Raw genomic sequence first — 21,937 nt, 5'->3', positions numbered from 1 at the left:
TCTTGCCATTTACTGAGGATCAACGCGATGAGTAAAACCCACTTCGGCTTCGAAAGCGTCGAGGAAACCGAAAAAGCGAAGAAAGTGGCAGGCGTGTTCCATTCGGTCGCGAGCAACTACGATCTGATGAACGACCTGATGTCGGCCGGCATGCACCGCGCGTGGAAGGCGTTCACGATCGCGCAGGCGAACGTGCGCCCCGGCTTCAAGGTGCTCGACATCGCGGCCGGCACGGGCGACCTGACCAAGTCGTTCGCGAAGGCGGCCGGCCCGACGGGCGAGGTCTGGCACACCGACATCAACGAATCGATGCTGCGCGTCGGCCGCGACCGGCTGCTCGACAAGGGCATCGTGACGCCGTCCTTGCTGTGCGACGCGGAGAAAATTCCGTTTCCGGACAACTACTTCGATGTGGTCACGGTCGCGTTCGGGCTGCGCAACATGACGCACAAGGACGCCGCGCTCGCCGAGATGCGCCGCGTGACGAAGCCCGGCGGCCGCGTGATGGTGCTCGAATTCTCGAAAGTCTGGGATCCGCTGAAAAAAGCGTACGATCTGTATTCTTTCAAAGTATTACCGTGGCTTGGCGACAAGTTCGCGAAAGATGCTGAAAGTTATCGGTATCTTGCTGAATCTATCCGGATGCACCCCGATCAGGACACGCTGAAGACGATGATGGAACAAGCGGGCCTCGATGCCGTCAAATATTACAATTTGTCAGGTGGCGTGGTAGCTTTACACCTAGGAACCAAGTACTAAGGGGTTCTTCCCATACATTCGCCTTACATCTGGAGAAACTGATGTCCGAATCGCGTTCGTTGTTCAACCGTAGCAAGCCGTCGAAGCCGTGGGCTCGACGGGCCGGCACGCTGCTGATGGTCGGCCTGCTCACGGCCGGCACGTTCGCATCGCTCGACGCCGAGGCCAAGCGCATGGGCGGCGGGCGCAGCATCGGCCGTCAGAATTCCACCGTCACGCAGCGCCAGGCCACGCCGCCCGCGCAGCAGCCGATGCAGCAGGCCGCACCGAATCAGGCGCAGCGCGCGAACCCGGCCGCCCCGGCACCGGCCGCGCAGCCGAACCGCTCGCGCTGGCTCGGGCCGATCGCCGGTCTCGCGGCCGGCCTCGGCATCGCGGCGCTGCTGTCGCACTTCGGCCTGGGCGGCGCGTTCGCGAGCATGATGGCGAACGTCATCGTGATCGCACTGCTCGCGATGATCGGCATCTGGCTGGTCCGCAAGTTCATGAACCGCCGCCGTTCGCAGGAGCCGGCGTATTCGGTCGGCGGCTCGGCATCGTCGTCGGGTGGCTACTCGCAAAGCCCGTCGTTCCAGCAGGGCAGCACCGGCAACAACTATGCGGGCAGCGGCAGCAGCTATGCGAACGAAGCGCAAGGCGTGTTCGGCGGCGGCGCGGCGGCTGCCGGTGCGGCGGGCGCGATGGCGGCCGCACCGCTGCAGGTGCCGGCCGGCTTCGACACCGAAGCGTTCCTGCGTAGCGCGAAGGTCTACTTCGTGCGCCTGCAGGCGGCATGGGACCAGGGCAACCTGGCCGACATCCGCGAGTTCACGACGCCGGAAATGTTCGCCGAGATCAAGATCGATCTCGATTCGCGCGGCAACGAAGCGAACCAGACCGATGTCGTGCAGCTCGACGCGGAGCTGGTCGCGATCGAGGATCGCGGCATCGAGCAGTCGGCGAGCGTGCGCTTCCACGGGCTGATCCGCGAATCGGCGAACGCGCCGGCCGCGCCGCTCGACGAGGTGTGGAACCTGTCGAAGTCGGGCAGCCAGGGCTGGCTGCTCGCGGGTATCCAGCAGATCAACACGCACTGAGCGTGACCGGCGGCCGGCTTGCCGGCTGCCCGGGCGACGGTCGTCGCACTGCGACCGCTTGCCGCCCGGGTGTGCGGTTGGCCGCGGTCTGCCGACGATCCGACGTTACAATAGAAACCCGCGTAGGCGCCCGGCCTGCGCGGGTTTTTCTTTCCCAGCCCGATGACCTTTGCCGCCAAGCCTTTTGCTGCTGCTGTCAATCACCTGCTCGCGCGCGAATCGTGGGCGCGCGACCGCCTGATCCCCTACGCGGGCAAGACCGCCCGGCTCGACGTGCCGCCCGTCACGCTCACGCTGCTCGTGCAGCCCGACGGTTATCTATCCGCGGTGGACGCGCACGATGCGCAACACGTCGACGTGTCGATCGCGCTCGCGGGCGACGCGGTCGCCGCGTTCCTGCAAGGCGGCCAGCCGGCCGTGATGAAGCACGTGAAGATCGAGGGCGACGCGGAGTTCGCGACGCAGATCGCGAAGCTGGCCGAGCACCTGCGCTGGGAACCTGAAGAAGATCTCGCGAAGCTGGTCGGCGACGCGGCGGCGCACCGGATCGCGACGGTCGTGCGCGACGCCGGCGCACGCGCGCGCCGCACCGGCCGCAACGTGCTCGATTCCGTCGCCGAGTACTGGCTCGACGAGAACCCGCAAGTCGTTCGGCGCACGGTGCTCGGCGGCTTCGACGCCGAACTGGCGCGTGCGCGCGATGCGCTCGCGCGGGTCGAAAAACGGATCGAGCGACTCGAACAAAAAATCGGCGCGCGCACGGGTTCCGGCCCGCGCGGCGCGCACTGAGGGCCGCAGGGCATGCGCATTTTCCGTTTCATCAAGATTGTCTACACCGTCATCCGCTTCGGCCTCGACGAGGTGATGCTGTCCCGGATCGACGACCGACGCGTGAAGCTGCTGCTGCGGATCACGACGATCGGCCGCCGCTATTCCGATCCGCCCGCCGTGCGGCTGCGTCACGCGCTCGAGAGCCTCGGCCCGATCTTCGTGAAGTTCGGCCAGGTGCTGTCGACGCGCCGCGACCTGCTGTCGGTCGATTTCGCGAACGAACTCGCGAAGCTGCAGGACCAGGTGCCGCCGTTCGATTCGGCTGTCGCGATAGCGATCATCGAGAAGTCGCTCGGCGCGCCGGTCGACGAGCTGTTCGACGAATTCGAGCGCGAGCCGATCGCGAGCGCGTCGATCGCGCAGGTGCATTTCGGGAAGTTGAAGCAGGGCGTGCACGCGGGCAAGGCCGTCGCGGTCAAGGTGCTGCGCCCGAACATGCTGCCGGTGATCGATTCCGACCTCGCGCTGATGCGCGACATCGCGACGTGGACCGAGCGCATGTGGGCCGACGGCCGGCGCCTGAAGCCGCGCGAAGTCGTCGCCGAATTCGACAAGTACCTGCACGACGAGCTCGACCTGATGCGCGAGGCCGCGAACGGCAGCCAGCTGCGCCGCAACTTCGCGGGCCTCGACCTGCTGCTCGTGCCCGAGATGTTCTGGGATTTCTCGACGTCGCAGGTCCTCGTGATGGAGCGCATGACCGGCGTGCCGATCAGCCAGGTCGAGACGCTGCGCACCGCGGGCGTCGACATCAAGAAGCTCGCGCGCGAAGGCGTCGAGATCTTCTTCACGCAGGTGTTTCGCGACGGTTTCTTCCATGCTGACATGCACCCGGGCAACATCCAGGTGAGTCTCGACCCGAAGACCTTCGGCCGCTATATCGCGCTCGATTTCGGGATCGTCGGCGCGTTGTCGGATTTCGACAAGAACTACCTCGCGCAGAACTTCCTCGCGTTCTTCAAGCGCGATTACCACCGCGTCGCGACGCTGCACCTCGAATCGGGCTGGGTGCCGCCCGAGACGCGCGTCGAGGAACTCGAAAGCGCGATCCGTGCGGTGTGCGAGCCGTATTTCGACCGCGCGCTGAAAGACATCTCGCTCGGCCAGGTGCTGATGCGCCTGTTCTCGACGTCGCGCCGCTTCAACGTCGAGATCCAGCCGCAGCTCGTGCTGTTGCAGAAGACGATGCTGAACGTCGAGGGGCTCGGCCGCTCGCTCGATCCCGAACTCGACCTGTGGAAGACCGCGAAGCCGTATCTCGAGCGCTGGATGACCGAGCAGATCGGCCTGCGCGGCTGGTACGAGCGCTTCAAGGTCGAGGCGCCGCAGTGGAGCAAGACGCTGCCGCAACTGCCGCGCCTGATCCATCACGCGATGGCGGCGCGCCACGATGCGCCGCGTGCGGCGAGCGAAGACCTGATGCGTCAGGTCCTCATCGAGCAGAAACGGACCAACCGGTTGCTGCAGGCATTGCTGATCTTCGGTCTTGCCGTCGGCGTCGGGGCGCTCGTCGCGCGCGTGCTGCTCGCGCTCGCGTACGGCGCGTGACCGACAGGAGCCGCGCGATGTCCGAACCGAAGCAACCGTCCACGCCGGGCGCCGCCGATTTCGCGACGCGCGACCCCGGCGACGCATCGTTCTGGGACGAGCGTTTCGCGCGCGGCGTGACGCCGTGGGAATTCGGCGGCGTGCCGGAAGGGTTTCGCGCGTTTGCGCAGCGGCTCGGGCCGTGCGCGGTGCTGATTCCCGGCTGCGGCAGTGCGCAGGAGGCCGGCTGGCTCGCGCAGGCCGGCTGGCCCGTGCGCGCGATCGATTTCGCCGCGCAGGCGGTGGCGGCCGCGAAGGCGCAGCTCGGTGCGCATGCGGACGTCGTCGAGCAGGCCGATTTCTTCATGTATCGGCCGCCGTTCGACGTGCAGTGGGTGTACGAGCGCGCGTTCCTGTGCGCGCTGCCGCCGAGCCTGCGCGCCGGCTATGCGGCGCGGATGGCCGAACTGCTGCCCGCCGGCGCGTTGCTGGCCGGTTATTTCTTCGTGACGAAGAAACCGAAGGGCCCGCCGTTCGGCATCGAGCGCGCCGAACTCGATGCGCTGCTCGCGCCGCACTTCGAGCTGATCGACGATCTGCCCGTGACCGATTCGCTGGCCGTGTTCGAAGGACACGAGCGCTGGCTCACGTGGCGCCGTCGCTGAAGCCCGGCGCGTCGCGGCCGTTGCCGGAGCGCGCCGGGGTTTCGGATATAATTCAAGGTTTTGCAAGCCGTTTCCAGTTTCCGCGGGAAAAATATCATGCCGATCTACGCCTATCGATGCGAAGCGTGCGGTTTCGCGAAGGACATGCTCCAGAAGATGAGCGACGCGCCGCTGTCGCAGTGCCCCGAATGCGGGAAGGATGCTTTTCGCAAGCAGGTCACCGCCGCCGGCTTCCAGCTGAAGGGCTCCGGCTGGTATGTCACCGATTTCCGCGGTGGCTCGGGCGGCACCAGCGCGCCGGCGACGGCGACGGGCGAAGCGGGGGCTGCGGCACCCGCCACCGCTGCGCCGGCGGCCGCCGCCACGAGTTCCGAAAGTACGACGACGAGCGCCGCGCCGGCCCCGGCTGCGGCGCCCGCCGCCGGCAGTTGACAGTCGCGGCCCGTCCGGGCCGCGTCCACACCGCGCTTCCGGCGCGGTTCATTGACGGCAGATGATGAAAAAGACGACCCTGAAATCGGTGTTTCTGACCGGCCTGCTGGTTCTCGTCCCGCTCGCGATCACGCTGTGGGTGCTCGGTCTCATCATCGGCACGATGGACCAGACGCTGCTGCTGCTGCCCGAATCGTGGCAGCCGGAGCGGGCGCTCGGCTTCCGCCTGCCGGGGCTCGGCGCGGTGCTGACGCTCGCGTTCATCTTCGTCGTCGGGCTGGCGACGCAGAACTTCATCGGCCAGAAGCTCGTCACGTGGTGGAACGCGGTCGTGCGTCACATCCCGGTCGTCGGGCCGATCTACACGAGCGTCAAGCAGGTGTCGGACACGCTGCTGTCGAGCAGCGGCAACGCGTTCCGCAAGGCGCTGCTGATCGAATACCCGCGTCGCGGCTCGTATACGATCGCGTTTCTGACCGGCGCGCCCGGCGGCGACGTGGTCAACCATCTGACGGAAGAGTACGTGAGCGTGTACGTGCCCACGACACCGAACCCGACGTCGGGCTTCTTCCTGATGCTCCCGAAGAGCGAAGTCATCGAACTCGACATGTCGGTCGATGCCGCGCTCAAGTACATCGTCTCGATGGGCGTCGTGGCGCCTTCGGCGCCGGCTCCGGTGCCCGCCCGCCGCCCCGTCGAGCCGCCGCTGTAAGTAAAGAATCATCGCCCGGGCCGCGCGTTGCGGCACCCGTTGATCAAACCGAACGAAAGCAAACATCATGTCGATGCGTACTGAATACTGCGGTCTCGTGACCGAACACCTGCTGGGCCAAACCGTGTCGCTGTGCGGCTGGGTGCAGCGCCGCCGCGATCACGGCGGTGTGATCTTCATCGACCTGCGCGATCGTGAAGGCCTCGTGCAGGTGGTGTGCGACCCGGATCGCGCGGAAATGTTCGCGACCGCCGAAGGCGTGCGCAACGAGTTCTGCGTGCAGATCAAGGGTCTCGTGCGCAACCGTCCGGAAGGCACGGTCAACGCCGGCCTGAAGAGCGGCAAGATCGAAGTGCTGTGTCACGAACTGAACGTGCTGAATGCGTCGGTCACGCCGCCGTTCCAGCTCGACGACGACAACCTGTCGGAAACGACGCGCCTCACGCACCGCGTGCTCGACCTGCGCCGTCCGCAGATGCAGCACAACCTGCGCCTGCGCTACCGCGTCGCGATCGAAGCGCGCAAGTACCTCGACGAGCAGGGCTTCATCGACATCGAAACGCCGATGCTGACGAAGAGCACGCCGGAAGGCGCGCGCGACTACCTGGTGCCGTCGCGCGTGAACGCGGGCCAGTTCTTCGCGCTGCCGCAGTCGCCGCAGCTGTTCAAGCAGCTGCTGATGGTCGCGAACTTCGACCGTTACTACCAGATCACCAAGTGCTTCCGCGATGAGGATCTCCGCGCCGACCGCCAGCCGGAATTCACGCAGATCGACTGCGAGACGTCGTTCCTCGGCGAGCAGGAAATCCGTGATCTCTTCGAAGACATGATCCGTCACATCTTCAAGACGACGATCGACGTCGAACTCGACGCGACATTCCCGGTGATGCCGTACTCGGAAGCGATGGCGCGTTTCGGTTCGGACAAGCCGGACCTGCGCGTGCAGCTCGAATTCACCGAGCTGACCGACGCGATGAAGGACGTCGACTTCAAGGTGTTCAGCACGCCGGCCAACGCGAAGGACGGCCGTGTCGCGGCGCTGCGCGTGCCGAAGGGTGGCGAGCTGTCGCGTGGCGACATCGACGGCTACACGGAATTCGTGCGCATCTACGGCGCGAAGGGCCTCGCGTGGATCAAGGTCAACGAGAAGGCGAAGGGCCGCGACGGCCTGCAGAGCCCGATCGTCAAGAACCTGCACGACGCATCGATCGCGGCGATCCTCGAGCGCACCGGTGCTGAAGACGGCGACATCATCTTCTTCGCGGCCGACCGCGCGAAGGTCGTCAACGACAGCCTCGGCGCGCTGCGCCTGAAGATCGGTCATTCGGAATTCGGCAAGGCGAACGGCCTCGTCCAGGCCGGCTGGAAGCCGCTGTGGGTCGTCGATTTCCCGATGTTCGAATACGACGACGAAGATGCGCGCTACGTCGCGGCGCACCACCCGTTCACGAGCCCGAAGGACGAGCACCTCGAGTACCTCGAGACCGATCCGGGCCGCTGCCTCGCGAAGGCGTACGACATGGTGCTGAACGGCTGGGAAATCGGCGGCGGCTCGGTGCGTATCCATCGCGAGGAAGTGCAGAGCAAGGTGTTCCGCGCGCTGAAGATCGGCGCGGAAGAAGCGCAACTGAAGTTCGGCTTCCTGCTGGACGCGCTCCAGTACGGCGCGCCGCCGCACGGCGGTATCGCGTTCGGTCTCGACCGCATCGTCACGATGATGGCCGGTGCCGACTCGATCCGCGACGTGATCGCGTTCCCGAAGACGCAGCGTGCGCAGGATCTGCTCACGCAGGCGCCGAGCCCGGTCGACGAGCGTCAGCTGCGCGAACTGCACATCCGTCTGCGTCAGCCGGAACAGCCGAAGGCGTAACGCCTGTCGCAGGTCGTGCGCGCGGCGACGCGCGCACGACACCCCAACGAAACAGGCGCCGCGATGCGCCTGTTTCGTTTTTTGCGGTACAGTCGCAGCACTTGCCGCACGTTCGGGCACAGGCCCGGCGCACGGCCCTGTGTCGCATGAAACAAAGATGACGAAGCCGCCGAAAATTCCCGAATCCGTTCTCGTCGTGATCTACACGCCCGAACTCGACGTGCTGGTGATCAAGCGTGCCGACCAGCCCGATTTCTGGCAATCGGTGACCGGATCGAAGGATGCGCTCGACGAGCCGCTCGCGCTCACCGCCGCGCGCGAAGTCGCCGAGGAAACCGGCATCCTGGTCGGTACGCACGACGTGCCGGCCACCGCGCTGATCGACTGGCACCACCAGATCGAATACACGATCTATCCGCAATACCTGCATCGCTATGGGCCGGGCGTCACGCGCAACGTCGAGCACTGGTTCGGCCTGTGCGTGCCGCGCCGCGTCGACGTGACGCTGTCGCCGCGCGAGCATGTCGACCATGCATGGCTGCCGTACCGCGAAGCGGCCGCGCGCTGCTACTCGCCGTCGAACGCCGAGGCGATCCTGCAACTGCCCGTGCGCGTGTCGCTCGCGCGGGCGCCGCACGGCTCGTCCGCATGAATTCGGAAACCCGCAAGCGCTTCGCGCAATTGCGGCAGATGTTCCTGCAGGAGCGCGGCTCCGCGTCGCGGCTCGCATTCACGGCCGGCAACACGGTGCGGCTGTGCACGACCGGCGGCGAATTCTTCCAGGCGCTGATCGAGCGGATCGAGGCGGCGCGCGAGCAGGTGATGCTCGAAACCTACATCTTCTGCGACGATGCGGCCGGCCGACCGGTGTCGGATGCGCTGATCCGCGCGGCGCAGCGCGGCGTGCGCGTGCGCGTGATCACCGACGGCGTCGGCACCGCGCGCCTGCCGCTGTTCGACACGTGGGCCGACGCCGGCGTCGAGCACTGCATCTACAACCGCTACCTGTTCGGCCGCTTCGGCTTTTCGCGCACGCACCGCAAGCTCGCGGTGATCGATCATGCGGTCGCGTACTGCGGCGGCATCAACATCGTCGACGACTACACGCAGGGCACCGCGACGCTGCCATTTCCGCGCTGGGATTTCGCGGTCGAGATGGCCGGGCCGGCGGTGTCGGACGTGCGCGCCGCGTTCGAACTGCAGTGGCACCGCATCCAGTTCGGCCACAAGCCGTATGCGCAGTACGCGGCCGGGCTGCACGGCGGCGAGGCGTTCCCGGACATGTTCCGGCGCTGGATGCGCAGCCACCGATGGATCAAGGCAGGTGCACTGCGGGTCGTCACCGAGCCGAGCGTCGCGTTCGTCGCGCGCGACAACGTCGTGAACCGCCGCGCGATCGAGAAGGCATATCTCGCCGCGATCGGGCGGGCGCGACAGCGGATCCTGCTCGCGAACCCGTATTTCATGCCGGGCCGCAAGCTGCGCCGTGCGCTGACGGGCGCCGCGCGGCGCGGCGTCGACGTGCGGATCCTGATCGGCCGCAACGAGTTCACCGCGCTCGATACGGCCGTGCCGTTCCTGTATCACGCGCTGCTGCGCGCGGGCGTGCGCGTGGCGGAATATGACAAGACGATCCTGCACGGCAAGGTCGCGGTGATCGACGACAACTGGGCGACGGTCGGTTCGTCGAATCTGGACGCGCTGAGCCTGATGCTCAACAATGAGGCCAATGTCGTGCTGGTGCGCTACGATGCGCTCACCAACGAGCTGCGCGACGCGATCACGAGCGCATTCGCCGAAGGCCGCGAGATCGACGCCGCCCGCTACGCCGCGCGGCCGCGCATCGAGCGTATGCTGAGCTGGCTCGCGTACAACACGTACCGCGTCGTGATGAAGGCATTGACGGTCGGCGGTTACGACTAAGCATCCGCTTCAAAAATCTGTCCGCACGTTCGTGCGGAAAAGCCGCTCCGGCCCCGCCGGAATCGCGCAAAATAGCGGCTCGGTTAGACACCGGTTTCTAATAATTTCCTTGTTTCGCGAGCGGCCGCACTCAATAATAGTACGGCCGTTCGATTTTATTCGAACCCCCGAACGGTTAAGAAAAAGCTATGCGAAAAGGCGAACAGACGCGTGCCGCGATACTCGAAGCTGCTTTGGACCTCGCCAGCCGTGACGGGCTGGAGGGGCTGACGATCGGCCTGCTGGCCGAGCGCATGCAGATGAGCAAGAGCGGTGTGTTCGCGCACTTCGGATCGCGCGAAGACCTCCAGGTCGAGGTCGTCCGCGAATATCACCATCGTTTCGAAAACGAGGTGTTCTTTCCGAGCCTGCGCGAGCCGCGAGGCTTGCCGCGCCTCCGGGCGATGCTGGCGCGCTGGACGGAGAAGCGCATCCAGGAGGTGACGACCGGATGCATCTACATCAGCGGAGCCGTCGAGTACGACGACCGGCCTGACAGCCCCGTGCGCGAGCAGTTGATCGCGAGCGTGACGGCCTGGCGTGCCGCGATGCTGCGTGCCATTTCGCAGGCGAAGGAAGAAGGCCATCTGCGTGCGGATACCGATCCGGACCTGATGCTCTTCGAGTTGTACAGCTTCACGCTCGGCCTGCATCACGACGCACGCTTCCTGCATTCGCCGGATGCCGTGCGCCTCACGTGGGCCGCGCTGGAAAAGACGATCGTTTCGTATCAGAGCGAGAGCCGTTAGCGGCGCGTGACCCGCCCGCCAGGAGCTCGAGCCGTTTGCCCACTTTGGAGAGAGTCATGGGACAGTACGCCGCGCCGCTGCGCGACATGCAATTCGTGTTGCACGAGCTTCTGAACGTCGAAGCCGAGGTCAAGCAAATGCCGCGGCATGCGGACCTCGACGCCGACACGATCAACCAGGTTCTCGAGGAGGCGGGCAAGTTCTGCTCCGAGGTGCTGTTCCCGCTGAATCAGGTCGGCGACCGCGAAGGCTGTACGTATGAAGGCGACGGCGTCGTGAAGACCCCGACCGGCTTCAAGGAAGCGTATCGGCAGTACGTCGAGGCCGGCTGGCCGGCGCTCGGCTGCGATCCGGACTACGGCGGCCAGGGCCTGCCCGCGTTCGTGAACAACGCGCTCTACGAAATGCTGAACTCGGCGAACCAGGCATGGACGATGTATCCGGGCCTGTCGCACGGCGCGTACGAATGCCTGCACGCGCACGGCGCGCCGGAACTGCAGCAGCAATATCTGCCGAAGCTCGTGTCGGGCGAATGGACGGGCACGATGTGCCTGACCGAGCCGCACTGCGGCACCGACCTCGGCATCCTGCGCACCAAGGCCGAGCCGAACGGCGACGGCTCGTACTCGATCAGCGGCACGAAGATCTTCATCTCGAGCGGCGAGCACGACATGTCGAAGAACATCGTCCACCTCGTGCTCGCGCGCCTGCCGGACGCGCCGCAAGGCACGAAGGGGATCTCGCTGTTCATCGTGCCGAAGTTCGTGCCGGACGCCGCGGGCGAGCCGGGCGAGCGCAACGGCATCAAGTGCGGCTCGATCGAGCACAAGATGGGCATCCACGGCAACTCGACGTGCGTGATGAACCTCGACAACGCGAAGGGCTGGATGGTCGGCGAGCCGAACAAGGGCCTCAACGCGATGTTCGTGATGATGAACGCCGCGCGTCTCGGCGTCGGCATGCAGGGCCTGGGCCTGACGGAAGTCGCGTACCAGAACTCTCTGACGTACGCGAAGGAGCGCCTGCAGATGCGCTCGCTGACGGGCCCGAAGGCACCGGACAAGCCGGCCGACCCGATCATCGTGCATCCGGACGTGCGCCGCATGCTGCTCACGCAGAAGGCCTACGCGGAAGGCGCGCGCGCGTTCACGTACTGGTCCGCGCTGCAGATCGACAAGGAACTGTCGCACGGTGACGAAGCGGTGCGCAAGGAAGCGGCCGACCTCGTCGCGCTGCTCACGCCGATCATCAAGGCATTCCTGACCGACAACGCGTTCGAGTCGACCAACCACGCGATGCAGATCTACGGCGGCCACGGCTTCATCTCCGAGTGGGGCATGGAGCAGTACGTGCGCGACGCGCGGATCAACATGATCTACGAAGGCACGAACTCGATCCAGTCGCTCGATCTGCTGGGCCGCAAGGTGCTCGGCGACATGGGCGCGAAGCTGAAGAAGTTCGGCAAGCTCGTGACCGAATTCGCGGAAGCCGAAGGCGTGAAGCCGGAGATGGCCGAGTTCATCAACCCGCTCGCCGACATCGGCGACAAGGTGCAGAAGCTGACGATGGAAATCGGCATGAAGGCGATGCAGAACCCGGACGAAGTCGGCGCCGCCGCCGTGCCGTACCTGCGCACCGTCGGCCATCTGGTGTTCGCGTACTTCTGGGCGCGCATGGCGCGCATCGCTCTCGACAACGAAGCGTCGGGCGACCCGTTCTACAAGTCGAAGCTCGCGACGGCCCGCTTCTACTTCGCGCGCCTGCTGCCCGAGACGGCAGCGACGATCCGCGCCGCGCGCGCCGGCTCGAAGACGCTGATGGAAGTCGACGAATCGCTGTTCTGATGCGAGTCGGGGCGGTGTGCGCCGCGCGCCGCCCCGACGCAACGGTTCCTGGTACTCACTTCGCCGTGCAGCCCTCACAACCCGCGCTGCACGACACTATCCGGAGACATCCCGTGAGCAATTTCCTGATTCGCAAGGTCGCCGTGCTGGGCGCCGGCGTGATGGGCGCGCAGATCGCCGCGCACCTCGTCAACGCGCGCGTGCCGGTACTGTTGTTCGACCTGCCGGCCAAGGAAGGCCCGAAGAACGCGATCGCGCTGAAGGCGATCGAGAACCTGAAGAAGCTGTCGCCCGCGCCGTTCGGCGTGAAGGACGACGCGAAATACCTCGAAGCCGCGAACTACGAGGACGACATCGCGAAGCTCGCCGAGTGCGACGTCGTGATCGAGGCGATCGCCGAGCGGATGGACTGGAAGCACGACCTGTACAAGAAGGTCGCGCCGCACATCGCACCGAACGCGATCTTCGCGACCAACACGTCGGGCCTGTCGATCACGACGCTGTCCGAAGGTTTCTCGGACGAACTGAAGTCGCGCTTCTGCGGCGTGCACTTCTTCAACCCGCCGCGCTACATGCATCTGGTCGAGCTGATCCCGACCGCGCATACGCGTGCCGACATCCTCGACCAGCTCGAAACGTTCCTGACGAGCATCGTCGGCAAGGGCGTCGTGCGCGCGAAGGACACGCCGAACTTCATCGCGAACCGCGTCGGCATCTTCTCGATCCTCGCGGTGATCACCGAGGCCGCGAAGTTCGGCCTGCGCTTCGACGAAGTCGACGATCTGACTGGCAGCCGCCTCGGCCGCGCGAAGTCGGCGACGTTCCGCACTGCGGACGTGGTCGGCCTCGACACGATGGCGCACGTGATCAAGACGATGCAGGACAACCTCGCCGACGATCCGTTCTTCCCGGTCTACCAGACGCCTGCCGTGCTCGCCGAGCTGGTGAAGCAGGGCGCGCTCGGCCAGAAGACGGGCGGCGGTTTCTACAAGAAGGAAGGCAAGGCGATCAAGGTGCTCGACGCGAAGACGGGCACCTATGTGGATGCGGGCGCGAAGGCGGACGAAACCGTCGGCCGCATCCTGAAGCGCCCGCCGGCGGAACGCCTGAAGCTGCTGCGCGAGACGGATCATCCGCACGCGCAGTTCCTGTGGTCGATCTTCCGCGACGTATTCCACTACATCGGCGTGCATCTCGAGTCGATCGCCGACAACGCGCGCGACGTCGACCTCGCGATCCGCTGGGGCTTCGGCTGGAACGAAGGCCCGTTCGAAGGCTGGCAGGCCGCCGGCTGGAAGCAGGTCGCCGAGTGGGTGCAGGAAGACATCGCGGCCGGCAAGGCGCTCGCGAACGTGCCGCTGCCGTCGTGGGTGCTCGAAGGCCCGGTCGCCGAGCAGGGCGGCGTGCACACGGCCGAAGGCTCGTGGGCGCCGGCGTCGAAGCGCTTCGTGCCGCGTTCCGACCTGGCCGTCTACGGCCGGCAGGTGTTCCGCGCGCCGCTGATCGGCGAAACCGGCGCCGATCCCAAGTCGTACGGCAAGACGCTGTTCGAAACCGACGCGGTGCGTGCGTGGGTCGACGACCGTGCAGGTGAAGACGACGTCGTGATCGTGTCGTTCAAGTCGAAGATGAACACGATCGGGCCGAGCGTGATCGACGGCCTCGTGCAGGCGATCGAACTCGCGGAGAAGGACTACAAGGGCGTGGTGATCTGGCAGCCGACGTCGCTGAAGCTCGGCACGCCGGGCGGCCCGTTCTCGGCCGGCGCGAACCTCGAAGAGGCGATGCCCGCGTTCATGATGGGCGGCGCGAAGGGCATCGAGCCGTTCGTGAAGAAGTTCCAGGAAGGCATGCTGCGCGTGAAGTACGCGAACGTGCCGGTCGTCGCGGCCGTGTCGGGCATCGCGCTCGGCGGCGGTTGCGAGCTGATGCTGCACAGCGCGAAGCGCGTGGTGCACGTCGAGAGCTACATCGGTCTCGTCGAAGTGGGCGTCGGCCTCGTGCCGGCGGGTGGCGGCCTGAAGGAAGCGGCGCTGCGCGCGGCGGAGGCGGCCACGGCCGCGAACGCGACCACCGAGATCCTGAAGTTCGTCACGAAGTCGTTCGAGAACGCGGCGATGGCGAAGGTGTCGTCGTCGGCGCACGATGCGCGCGCGATGGGCTACCTGAAGCCGTCCGACACGATCGTCTTCAACGTGTTCGAACTGCTCGACACCGCGAAGAAGGAAGCGCGTGCGCTGGCCGACGTCGGCTATCGCGCCCCGCTGCGCGCGAAGGACGTGCCGGTGGCGGGCCGCTCGGCGATCGCGACGATCAAGGCATCGCTCGTCAACATGCGTGACGGCCGCTTCATCAGCGATCACGACTACCTGATCGCGAGCCGCATCGCCGAAGCCGTGTGCGGCGGCGACGTCGAAGCCGGCAGCCTCGTCGACGAGCAGTGGCTGCTCGCGCTCGAGCGCCGCGCGTTCGTCGAGCTGCTCGGCACGCAGAAGACGCAGGAACGGATCATGGGCATGTTGCAGACCGGCAAGCCGGTGCGTAACTGAGTGAGCGAATGCATAGCATGGGACCAGCGTAAGCGCTGAAGCGCCGACTCTGGTCGACAGGCCAAGGAGTTTCAAATGAGCAAACAACTGCAAGACGCATACATCGTCGCCGCCAGCCGCACCCCGATCGGCAAGGCCCCGCGCGGAGTCTTCAAGAACACGCGTCCCGACGAGCTGCTGGTTCACGCGATCCGCTCGGCGGTCGCGCAGGTGCCCGGCTTCGACACGAAGCTGATCGAGGACGCGATCATCGGCTGCGCGATTCCGGAAGCCGAGCAGGGCCTGAACGTCGCGCGCATGGGCGCGCTGCTCGCGGGCCTGCCGCAGACGGTCGGCGGCGTGACGGTCAACCGCTTCTGCGCGTCGGGCATCACGGCGCTGGCGATGGCGGCCGACCGCATCCGCGTCGGCGAATCCGACGCGATGCTCGCGGGCGGCTGCGAGTCGATGAGCATGGTGCCGATGATGGGCAACAAGCCGTCGATGTCGCCGCACATCTTCGATCGCAGCGAAGACTTCGGCATCGCGTACGGGATGGGCCTGACCGCCGAGCGCGTCGCCGAGCAGTGGAAGGTGAGCCGCGAAGACCAGGACGCGTTCTCGGTCGAATCGCATCGCAAGGCGCTCGCCGCGCAGCAGGCCGGCGAGTTCGGCGACGAAATCGCCGCGTACACGCTCACCGAGCGTTTCCCGAACCTCGCGACAGGCGAAGTCGACGTGAAGACGCGCGAGATCGCGCTCGACGAAGGTCCGCGCGCGGATACGTCGCTCGAAGGCCTCGCGAAGCTGCGCACGGTGTTCGCGAACAAGGGCTCGGTCACGGCCGGCAACAGCTCGCAGACGTCGGACGGCGCGGGTGCGCTGCTCGTCGTGTCGGAGAAGGTGCTCAAGCAATTCAACCTGACGCCGCTCGCGCGCTTCGTGAGCTTCGCGGTGCGCGGCGTGCCGCCCGAAATCATGGGCATCGGTCCGAAGGAAGCGATTCCGGCCGCGCTGAAGGCCGCGGGCCTGAAGCAGGACGATCTCGACTGGATCGAGCTGAACGAGGCATTCGCCGCGCAGTCGCTGGCGGTGATCCGCGATCTCGGCCTCGACCCGTCGAAGGTCAACCCGGTCGGCGGCGCGATCGCGCTCGGGCACCCGCTCGGCGCGACCGGCGCGATCCGCGCGGCGACCGTCGTGCACGGCCTGCGCCGCCGCAACCTGAAGTACGGGATGGTCACGATGTGCGTCGGCACCGGCATGGGTGCGGCGGGCATCATCGAACGCCTGTAAGCGGGACGCGACGACAAGCGACGACGGTGCGCGGGCCACGAGCTCGCGCACCGTTTTTTCATTCCGGTAGAGGACGTCAAAGGAGACGGTTGTGGCCGAAATTCAAGTGGAACGCGCCGACGGCGTGATGACGATCACGATCGCACGCCCGGCGAAGAAGAACGCGCTGACGGCGGCGATGTACCAGACGATGGCCGATGCGCTCGCCGACGCGCAGGAAGACAAGGCGATCCGCGTGATCCTGCTGCGCGGCAGCGACGGCAACTTCAGCGCGGGGAACGATCTCGAGGATTTCCTGAAGGCGCCGCCGAAGGACGAGAACGCGCCGGTGTTTCAGTTTCTTGCGCGGATCAGCCAGGCAAGCAAGCCGATCGTCGCCGCGGTGCCGGGCGTCGCGGTCGGCGTCGGCGTGACGATGCTGCTGCACTGCGACCTCGTCTACGCGGCCGACGTCGCGACGTTCTCGCTGCCGTTCGCGCAGCTCGGGCTGTGTCCGGAAGCTGCGTCGAGCGCGCTGCTGCCGCGTCTGGCCGGCCATCAGGTCGCGGCCGAGAAGCTGCTGCTCGGCGAAGCGTTCGATGCGCTGGAAGCGTACCGGATCGGCATCGTCAATCGCGTGCTGCCGGCCGCCGAGCTCGACGCATTCGCGGCGAAGCAGGCCGCGAAGCTCGCGGCGCTGCCGGCGTCGTCGCTGCGCGTGACGAAGGCGCTGCTGAAGGATACGGGCGGGGTCGCGGTTGCCGCGCGGATCGCCGAGGAAGCCGGCCACTTCTCCACGATGCTGCGCGCGCCGGAAGCGCGCGAGGCGATGACGGCGTTCTTCGAGAAGCGCAAGCCGGATTTCCGTCAGTTCGACTGACGCGGCGGGGCGCGCCGGCACGGACCCGCCGGCGTGCCCGGACGGCAGGATGGCCGGCGTCAGGCCGTGCCGTAATCGACGTGGCCGGTTTCGCGGCAGAAGCTGACGAGCCGCAGGCCGGCCGCCTTTGCGATCTCGATCGCGAGCGACGACGGCGCGGAGATCGTCGCGACCATCGGGATGCCGACCCGCGCCGACTTGCGCACGAGCTCGTAGCTTGCCCGGCTCGACAGGAACACGAAGCCGTCGGTCGCGTCGGCGCGTGCCAGCACGAGCGAGCCGATCAGCTTGTCGAGCGCGTTGTGGCGGCCGACATCCTCGAACGCCATCCGGATCGTACCTGTTGCGTCGCACCATGCGGCCGCATGCAGGCCGCCGGTCAGCCGCGTGAGGGCCTGATGGGCCGGCAGCGCGTGGGCCGCGCGCGCGAGCGCGTCGGGCGCGAGGCGCGCGAGAAAGCCGGTGTCGGGCACCCGTTCCGGCGCGAGATCGAGCAGGTCGATGCTTTCGATCCCGCACACGCCGCAGCCGGTGCGCCCGGCAAGCGCGCGGCGCCGGTCCTTCAGCGCGGCGAACGCCTGCTGGACGACCTCCAGATGCACCTCCGCGTGCGGCAGCGGCGCGTCGGCGTGCAGGATCACGTCGATGTCCTTGATGTCGCTGCCGCGCTCGACGATCCCTTCCGAGATCGCGAAGCCGACCGCGAACGCCTCGAGGTCGCGCGGCGTGCACATCATCACCGCGTGCGAGATGCCGTTGAAGACCAGCGCGACGGGCCATTCCTGGCCGACGTAGTCGTGGGCCGTCTCGACCGCGCCGCCGCGCGTGCGGCGCACGGACAGCTCGATCGCGCCGCGCGGTTCTTCTGTTTCAGTCGGATTCACGAGCACTCCCGTTGATTCGACGCAGCGGCGGCGACGATCGTGTGCGCCGCTTGCGCGCAGAGGTTCTAAAATACCCCAGGCAGGCCGGCCGCGCCGGCATCCGCCACTCGGGTAACGACCATGGGACTCAGCGACGCTCCGCTGCTATTCAATTTCGAACACGAATCGTCGGAAAACCTGACGTACATTCCGATGATCGTGCGTTTCAATCTCGACCGCTTCGGTCTGCGGATTTCACTGGAGCAGTGGCAGCTGCTGCCACTCGAGGACCGCAAGCTGCTCGCGCGCTTTCCGGCCGACGACGACACCCTGATCGAGCCCAATTTCGATCACGCGCTGTTCGAAATGCTGCGCACGCATGCCGATCTCGAACCGTCGTGGTTCCAGCCGGACGAGCAGCCGAGCTGGCGCGCGACCGACACGGTGCCGGACGCGCTCGTGCAGCAGAGCGCGCTGGCCGGGCTGCCGGCGCCCGCGCTCGCGCAGTGGGAGCGGCTCGCGCCGTTCCAGCGCTACGTGCTGATGAAGCTGTCGCGCAAGCCGACGCTCAATCACGACTTCGTGCCGGCGATGCGCGAGTTCGGGCTGACGGCCACGCACTGACGGGCCCCGGGGAGCGCCGCAGGCGGCGCCGCGGCGCGGCGCGTGCGGATCAGAGCGGCGGCAGTTGACGCGGCTTGCGGTCGGGGCCGGTTGCCACATAGGTGAGCGTCGCTTCGGTCACCTTCACGATTTCGCCCATCAGGCGCATGCGCTGCGCGTACACCTCGACGTCGACCGTCACCGACGTGTTGCCGGTGCGGATGATGGTCGCGTAGAAGCTCAGCAAGTCGCCGACGAACACCGGCTGCTTGAACACGAACGAATTGACCGCGACCGTCGCGACGCGGCCGTTCGCCCGCTGGCTCGCGGGAATCGAGCCGGCGATGTCGACCTGCGACATGATCCAGCCGCCGAACACGTCGCCATGGACGTTCGCGTCGTGCGGTTGCGGGACGACGCGCAGCGCGGGCTGCTTTGCCGGAAGTTCGAGGGTCGAATCGGTCATGGCGGGGGCTTTCATCCTGTAATGAATTTGCCGCCGCGCGCAGCCTGGCCGGCGAGGGCGCCGGCAGCGGCGCGAGGCGGCTTCTGCGACAATACAACGTTCGCAAATTGTACGAGAAAGCGGGCGAGTCGGCCGCTGCAGCACGCGTCCGGCCGCACCGCCGATCCTTCCCCCCCATGCGCCGATATTCCGCTTCCGGCGAGCCCGCGCCGGCTCCGACCGGGCCACGCAACGACTGGCAGACCATCCGGTCGCTGCTGCCGTACCTGGCCACCTACAAATGGCGCGTCGCGCTCGCGCTCGGCTGCCTGATCGGCGCGAAGGTCGCGAACCTCGGCGTGCCGGTCGTGATGAAGCGCATCGTCGATCACCTGTCCGCCGTGCAGCAGCTCACCGCGCTCGGCCGCGCCGAGCAGTCGGCCGGCATCGTGCTCGCGGGCGGCGTCGGCCTGCTGGTCGTCGCGTATGCGTTCGTGCGGCTGTCGACGTCGCTCTTCACCGAGCTGCGCGAGATCCTGTTCTCGAAAGTTACCGAGAGCGCGGTGCGCCAGCTCGCGCTGCAGGTGTTCCGGCATCTGCACGGGCTGTCGCTGCGCTTCCACCTCGAACGCCAGACAGGCGGCATGTCGCGCGACATCGAGCGCGGCACGCGCGGCATCCAGCAGCTGATTTCCTATTCGCTCTACAGCATCCTGCCGACGCTCGTCGAGGTCGGGCTCGTGCTCGGCTTCTTCGTGGTCAAGTACGAGGCGTACTACGCGTACGTGACGTTCGCGGCGCTCGTCACGTACATCGTGTTCACCGTGAAGGTCACCAACTGGCGCACGCACTTTCGCCGCACGATGAACGAGCTCGATTCGCGCGCGAACTCGCGGGCGATCGATTCGCTGATCAACTACGAGACGGTGAAGTACTTCGGCAACGAGGAGTGGGAGGCGCAGCGCTACGACGAGAACCTGAAGCGCTACCGCAAGGCCGCAATCCGCTCGCAGAACTCGCTGTCGGTGCTGAACTTCGGCCAGCAGGCGATCATCGGCACCGGGCTCGTGTTCATCCTGTGGCGCGCGACGCAGGGCGTGCTGGCGGGCAAGCTGACGCTCGGCGATCTCGTGCTGATCAACACGTTCATGCTGCAGTTGTACATTCCGCTGAATTTTCTCGGCGTCGTGTATCGCGAGCTGAAGCAGAGCCTCACCGATATGGACCGGATGTTCGGGCTGCTGGCGGCCGCGAAGGAAGTCCCGGACGCGCCCGACGCGCGGCCGCTCGCGGTGGCCGGCGCGCAGGTGCGCTTCGAGCACGTGAACTTCTCGTACGAGGCGTCGCGGCAGATCCTGCACGACGTGACGTTTACGATCGACGCGGGCACGACGACAGCGGTGGTCGGTCACAGCGGCTCCGGCAAGTCGACGCTGTCGCGCCTGCTGTTCCGCTTCCACGATCTCGACCGGCAGGCGGGCGGCGCGATCCGCATCGACGGCCAGGACATCCGCGACGTCACGCAGGACTCGCTGCGCGCATCGATCGGGATCGTGCCGCAGGACACCGTGCTGTTCAACGATTCGATCTACTACAACATCGCGTACGGCCGCCCGACCGCGAGCCGCGACGAAGTGATCGCGGCCGCGCGCGCCGCGCACATCCACGACTTCATCGAGAGCTTGCCGAAGGGCTATGACACGCCGGTCGGCGAGCGCGGGCTGAAGCTGTCGGGCGGCGAGAAGCAGCGCGTCGCGATCGCGCGCACGCTGCTGAAGGATCCGCCGGTGCTGCTGTTCGACGAGGCGACGTCCGCGCTCGATTCGCGCTCGGAGCGCGCGATCCAGCACGAGCTCGACCACATCGCGCGGCACCGCACGACGCTCGTGATCGCGCACCGGCTGTCGACGGTCGTGCATGCGCAGCAGATTCTCGTGATGGACCACGGGCGGATCGTCGAGCGCGGTACGCACGACGAGCTCGTGCGCGCGGACGGCCTCTATGCGCAGATGTGGGCGCTGCAGCAACAGCGCGCGGCGGCGGGCGGGGAAGCGGCCGAAGCCGCGTGAGCGTAGCGGCCCGCGCGCGGCGCGGGCGGATGGTTTGGCGGCCGTCCGGAATCGGCCGGCGTTGCGCGGTCACCGCCGGATGGCCCGGCGGCGGCCGCGAAACGATCAGCCCGCGGCGCGCAGCCGCGCGTCGAGCTCGCCGAGCTGCGCGGGCGTGCCGACGTTCTCCCAGATACCTTCATACAATTCGCCGGTCGCGCGGCCGGCCTCGATGGTCGCCCTGAAGTAGGGCGACAGCGCGCGGTGCGTGCCCGGCACGATGTCGTGGAACATCCGCGTGTCGTACACGCCGATGCTGCCGAACGTGACGCGCGGGGCGCCGGCGAGCGCGAGCAAGCCGTCGTCGCGGAGCACGAAATCGCCGTCCGGATGGAACGGCGGGTTCGGCACCATCACGAGATGCATCGTGGGCACATCCAGCGTGGCCATTCGGGCGGCGGGGGCGGCGAGCGTCCCGTAGTCGAATGTGCAGTACACGTCGCCCGCGACGCCCGCGAACACCGTGGGCCGGCCGTCGCGCTCGAGCAGCGGCAGCGCCTGCGCGATGCCGCCGGCGGTTTCCAGCGCGTCGCCTTCGGCCGAATACGCGAGGCGCACGCCCCAACGCGAGCCGTCGCCGAGCGTCGCCTCGAACTGTTCGCCGAGCCACGCGTGGTTGATCACGATGGTCTCGATGCCCGCGCGGGCGAGTGCTTCGATCTGCCAGACGATCAGCGGCTTGCCGCCGGCTTCGAGCAGCGGCTTCGGGCGGGCGTCGGTCAGCGGACGCATCCGCTCGCCGCGCCCGGCGGCGAAGATCATCGCCGTGGTGAGGGTAGTGCTCATGTTGTTCGTCTGAATGTGAGAG

20 protein-coding genes are annotated in these 21,937 nt (G+C 66.9%); 17 read left to right on the top strand and 3 right to left on the bottom strand.

The window, feature by feature from the left end:
- Positions 1-27: 27 nt before the first annotated feature.
- The 15 genes from ubiE (at position 28) to BAMB_RS13990 (ending at position 17,110) form a co-directional block, all read left to right on the top strand.
- Complete coding sequence (gene ubiE / locus BAMB_RS14060; protein ID WP_011657902.1) at positions 28-759, top strand: bifunctional demethylmenaquinone methyltransferase/2-methoxy-6-polyprenyl-1,4-benzoquinol methylase UbiE; 732 nt, start codon at positions 28-30, stop codon at positions 757-759.
- A gap of 41 nt (positions 760-800) precedes the next feature.
- Positions 801-1,835 carry a Tim44 domain-containing protein gene (locus BAMB_RS14055; protein ID WP_011657901.1) on the top strand — a complete coding sequence of 345 codons (1,035 nt, stop codon included), beginning with the start codon at positions 801-803 and terminating at the stop codon, positions 1,833-1,835.
- Between the two features lie 162 nt (positions 1,836-1,997).
- On the top strand, positions 1,998-2,624 hold the full coding sequence (locus BAMB_RS14050; protein WP_011657900.1) for a ubiquinone biosynthesis accessory factor UbiJ: 627 nt from the start codon (positions 1,998-2,000) through the stop codon (positions 2,622-2,624).
- 12 nt (positions 2,625-2,636) lie between these two features.
- The gene (gene ubiB, locus BAMB_RS14045) at positions 2,637-4,214 is read left to right on the top strand and encodes a ubiquinone biosynthesis regulatory protein kinase UbiB (protein WP_011657899.1); all 1,578 of its coding nucleotides are present in this window, start codon (positions 2,637-2,639) and stop codon (positions 4,212-4,214) included.
- Positions 4,215-4,231: 17 nt separating this feature from the next.
- The gene (locus tag BAMB_RS14040) at positions 4,232-4,858 is read left to right on the top strand and encodes a class I SAM-dependent methyltransferase (protein WP_011657898.1); all 627 of its coding nucleotides are present in this window, start codon (positions 4,232-4,234) and stop codon (positions 4,856-4,858) included.
- Positions 4,859-4,954: 96 nt separating this feature from the next.
- On the top strand, positions 4,955-5,290 hold the full coding sequence (locus BAMB_RS14035; protein ID WP_011657897.1) for an FmdB family zinc ribbon protein: 336 nt from the start codon (positions 4,955-4,957) through the stop codon (positions 5,288-5,290).
- A 61-nt stretch (positions 5,291-5,351) separates the two neighbouring features.
- On the top strand, positions 5,352-6,002 hold the full coding sequence (locus tag BAMB_RS14030; protein WP_006751501.1) for a DUF502 domain-containing protein: 651 nt from the start codon (positions 5,352-5,354) through the stop codon (positions 6,000-6,002).
- Positions 6,003-6,069: 67 nt separating this feature from the next.
- Entirely contained in the window at positions 6,070-7,872 is a 1,803-nt protein-coding gene (gene aspS / locus BAMB_RS14025; RefSeq protein ID WP_011657896.1) for an aspartate--tRNA ligase, read from the top strand.
- Between the two features lie 157 nt (positions 7,873-8,029).
- Positions 8,030-8,524: a dihydroneopterin triphosphate diphosphatase gene (nudB, locus tag BAMB_RS14020; RefSeq protein WP_041491271.1), complete on the top strand. Its 495-nt coding sequence runs from the start codon at positions 8,030-8,032 to the stop codon at positions 8,522-8,524.
- Positions 8,521-9,795, top strand: coding sequence for a cardiolipin synthase ClsB (gene clsB / locus BAMB_RS14015; protein ID WP_011657894.1), 1,275 nt, complete (start codon positions 8,521-8,523; stop codon positions 9,793-9,795). The genes nudB and clsB overlap by 4 nt, the downstream gene beginning before the upstream one ends.
- Positions 9,796-9,983: 188 nt before the next feature.
- A complete protein-coding gene (locus BAMB_RS14010) occupies positions 9,984-10,583 on the top strand; it encodes a TetR/AcrR family transcriptional regulator (protein ID WP_006751498.1) in 600 nt (199 codons plus the stop codon).
- 56 nt (positions 10,584-10,639) lie between these two features.
- On the top strand, positions 10,640-12,427 hold the full coding sequence (locus tag BAMB_RS14005) for an acyl-CoA dehydrogenase C-terminal domain-containing protein (RefSeq protein ID WP_041491270.1): 1,788 nt from the start codon (positions 10,640-10,642) through the stop codon (positions 12,425-12,427).
- A gap of 113 nt (positions 12,428-12,540) precedes the next feature.
- Positions 12,541-14,976 (top strand): 3-hydroxyacyl-CoA dehydrogenase/enoyl-CoA hydratase family protein, encoded by a 2,436-nt coding sequence (locus BAMB_RS14000; RefSeq protein WP_011657893.1) that lies wholly within the window; start codon positions 12,541-12,543, stop codon positions 14,974-14,976.
- A gap of 75 nt (positions 14,977-15,051) precedes the next feature.
- Positions 15,052-16,251, top strand: coding sequence for an acetyl-CoA C-acyltransferase (locus BAMB_RS13995; RefSeq protein ID WP_011657892.1), 1,200 nt, complete (start codon positions 15,052-15,054; stop codon positions 16,249-16,251).
- Positions 16,252-16,342: 91 nt separating this feature from the next.
- Positions 16,343-17,110 (top strand): enoyl-CoA hydratase, encoded by a 768-nt coding sequence (locus BAMB_RS13990; protein WP_011657891.1) that lies wholly within the window; start codon positions 16,343-16,345, stop codon positions 17,108-17,110.
- 59 nt (positions 17,111-17,169) lie between these two features.
- Here BAMB_RS13990 and fdhD read toward each other — a convergent pair whose 3' ends face one another.
- The gene (gene fdhD, locus BAMB_RS13985; protein ID WP_166488181.1) at positions 17,170-18,000 is read right to left on the bottom strand and encodes a formate dehydrogenase accessory sulfurtransferase FdhD; all 831 of its coding nucleotides are present in this window, start codon (positions 17,998-18,000) and stop codon (positions 17,170-17,172) included.
- A 114-nt stretch (positions 18,001-18,114) separates the two neighbouring features.
- On the opposite strand from fdhD, the gene BAMB_RS13980 reads away from it, so the two are divergent.
- The gene (locus BAMB_RS13980) at positions 18,115-18,597 is read left to right on the top strand and encodes a nitrate reductase associated protein (protein WP_011657890.1); all 483 of its coding nucleotides are present in this window, start codon (positions 18,115-18,117) and stop codon (positions 18,595-18,597) included.
- Positions 18,598-18,646: 49 nt separating this feature from the next.
- On the opposite strand, the gene BAMB_RS13975 is transcribed toward BAMB_RS13980, so the two are convergent.
- Positions 18,647-19,042 carry an acyl-CoA thioesterase gene (locus tag BAMB_RS13975; protein ID WP_012364680.1) on the bottom strand — a complete coding sequence of 132 codons (396 nt, stop codon included), beginning with the start codon at positions 19,040-19,042 and terminating at the stop codon, positions 18,647-18,649.
- A gap of 176 nt (positions 19,043-19,218) precedes the next feature.
- Here BAMB_RS13975 and BAMB_RS13970 point away from each other — a divergent pair, with 176 nt between their 5' ends.
- Positions 19,219-21,090, top strand: coding sequence for an ABCB family ABC transporter ATP-binding protein/permease (locus tag BAMB_RS13970; RefSeq protein ID WP_011657888.1), 1,872 nt, complete (start codon positions 19,219-19,221; stop codon positions 21,088-21,090).
- Positions 21,091-21,195: 105 nt separating this feature from the next.
- Here the strand turns inward: BAMB_RS13970 and murU are convergent, their stop codons facing one another.
- Positions 21,196-21,915: an N-acetylmuramate alpha-1-phosphate uridylyltransferase MurU gene (murU, locus tag BAMB_RS13965; RefSeq protein ID WP_011657887.1), complete on the bottom strand. Its 720-nt coding sequence runs from the start codon at positions 21,913-21,915 to the stop codon at positions 21,196-21,198.
- Between the last annotated feature and the right edge of the window lie 22 nt (positions 21,916-21,937).

The organism is Burkholderia ambifaria AMMD (assembly GCF_000203915.1).
Taxonomy (GTDB): Bacteria; Pseudomonadota; Gammaproteobacteria; order Burkholderiales; family Burkholderiaceae; genus Burkholderia; species Burkholderia ambifaria.
The sequence above is the reverse complement of the archived record's forward strand: the minus strand, read 5'-3'. Positions and strand labels throughout refer to the sequence as shown.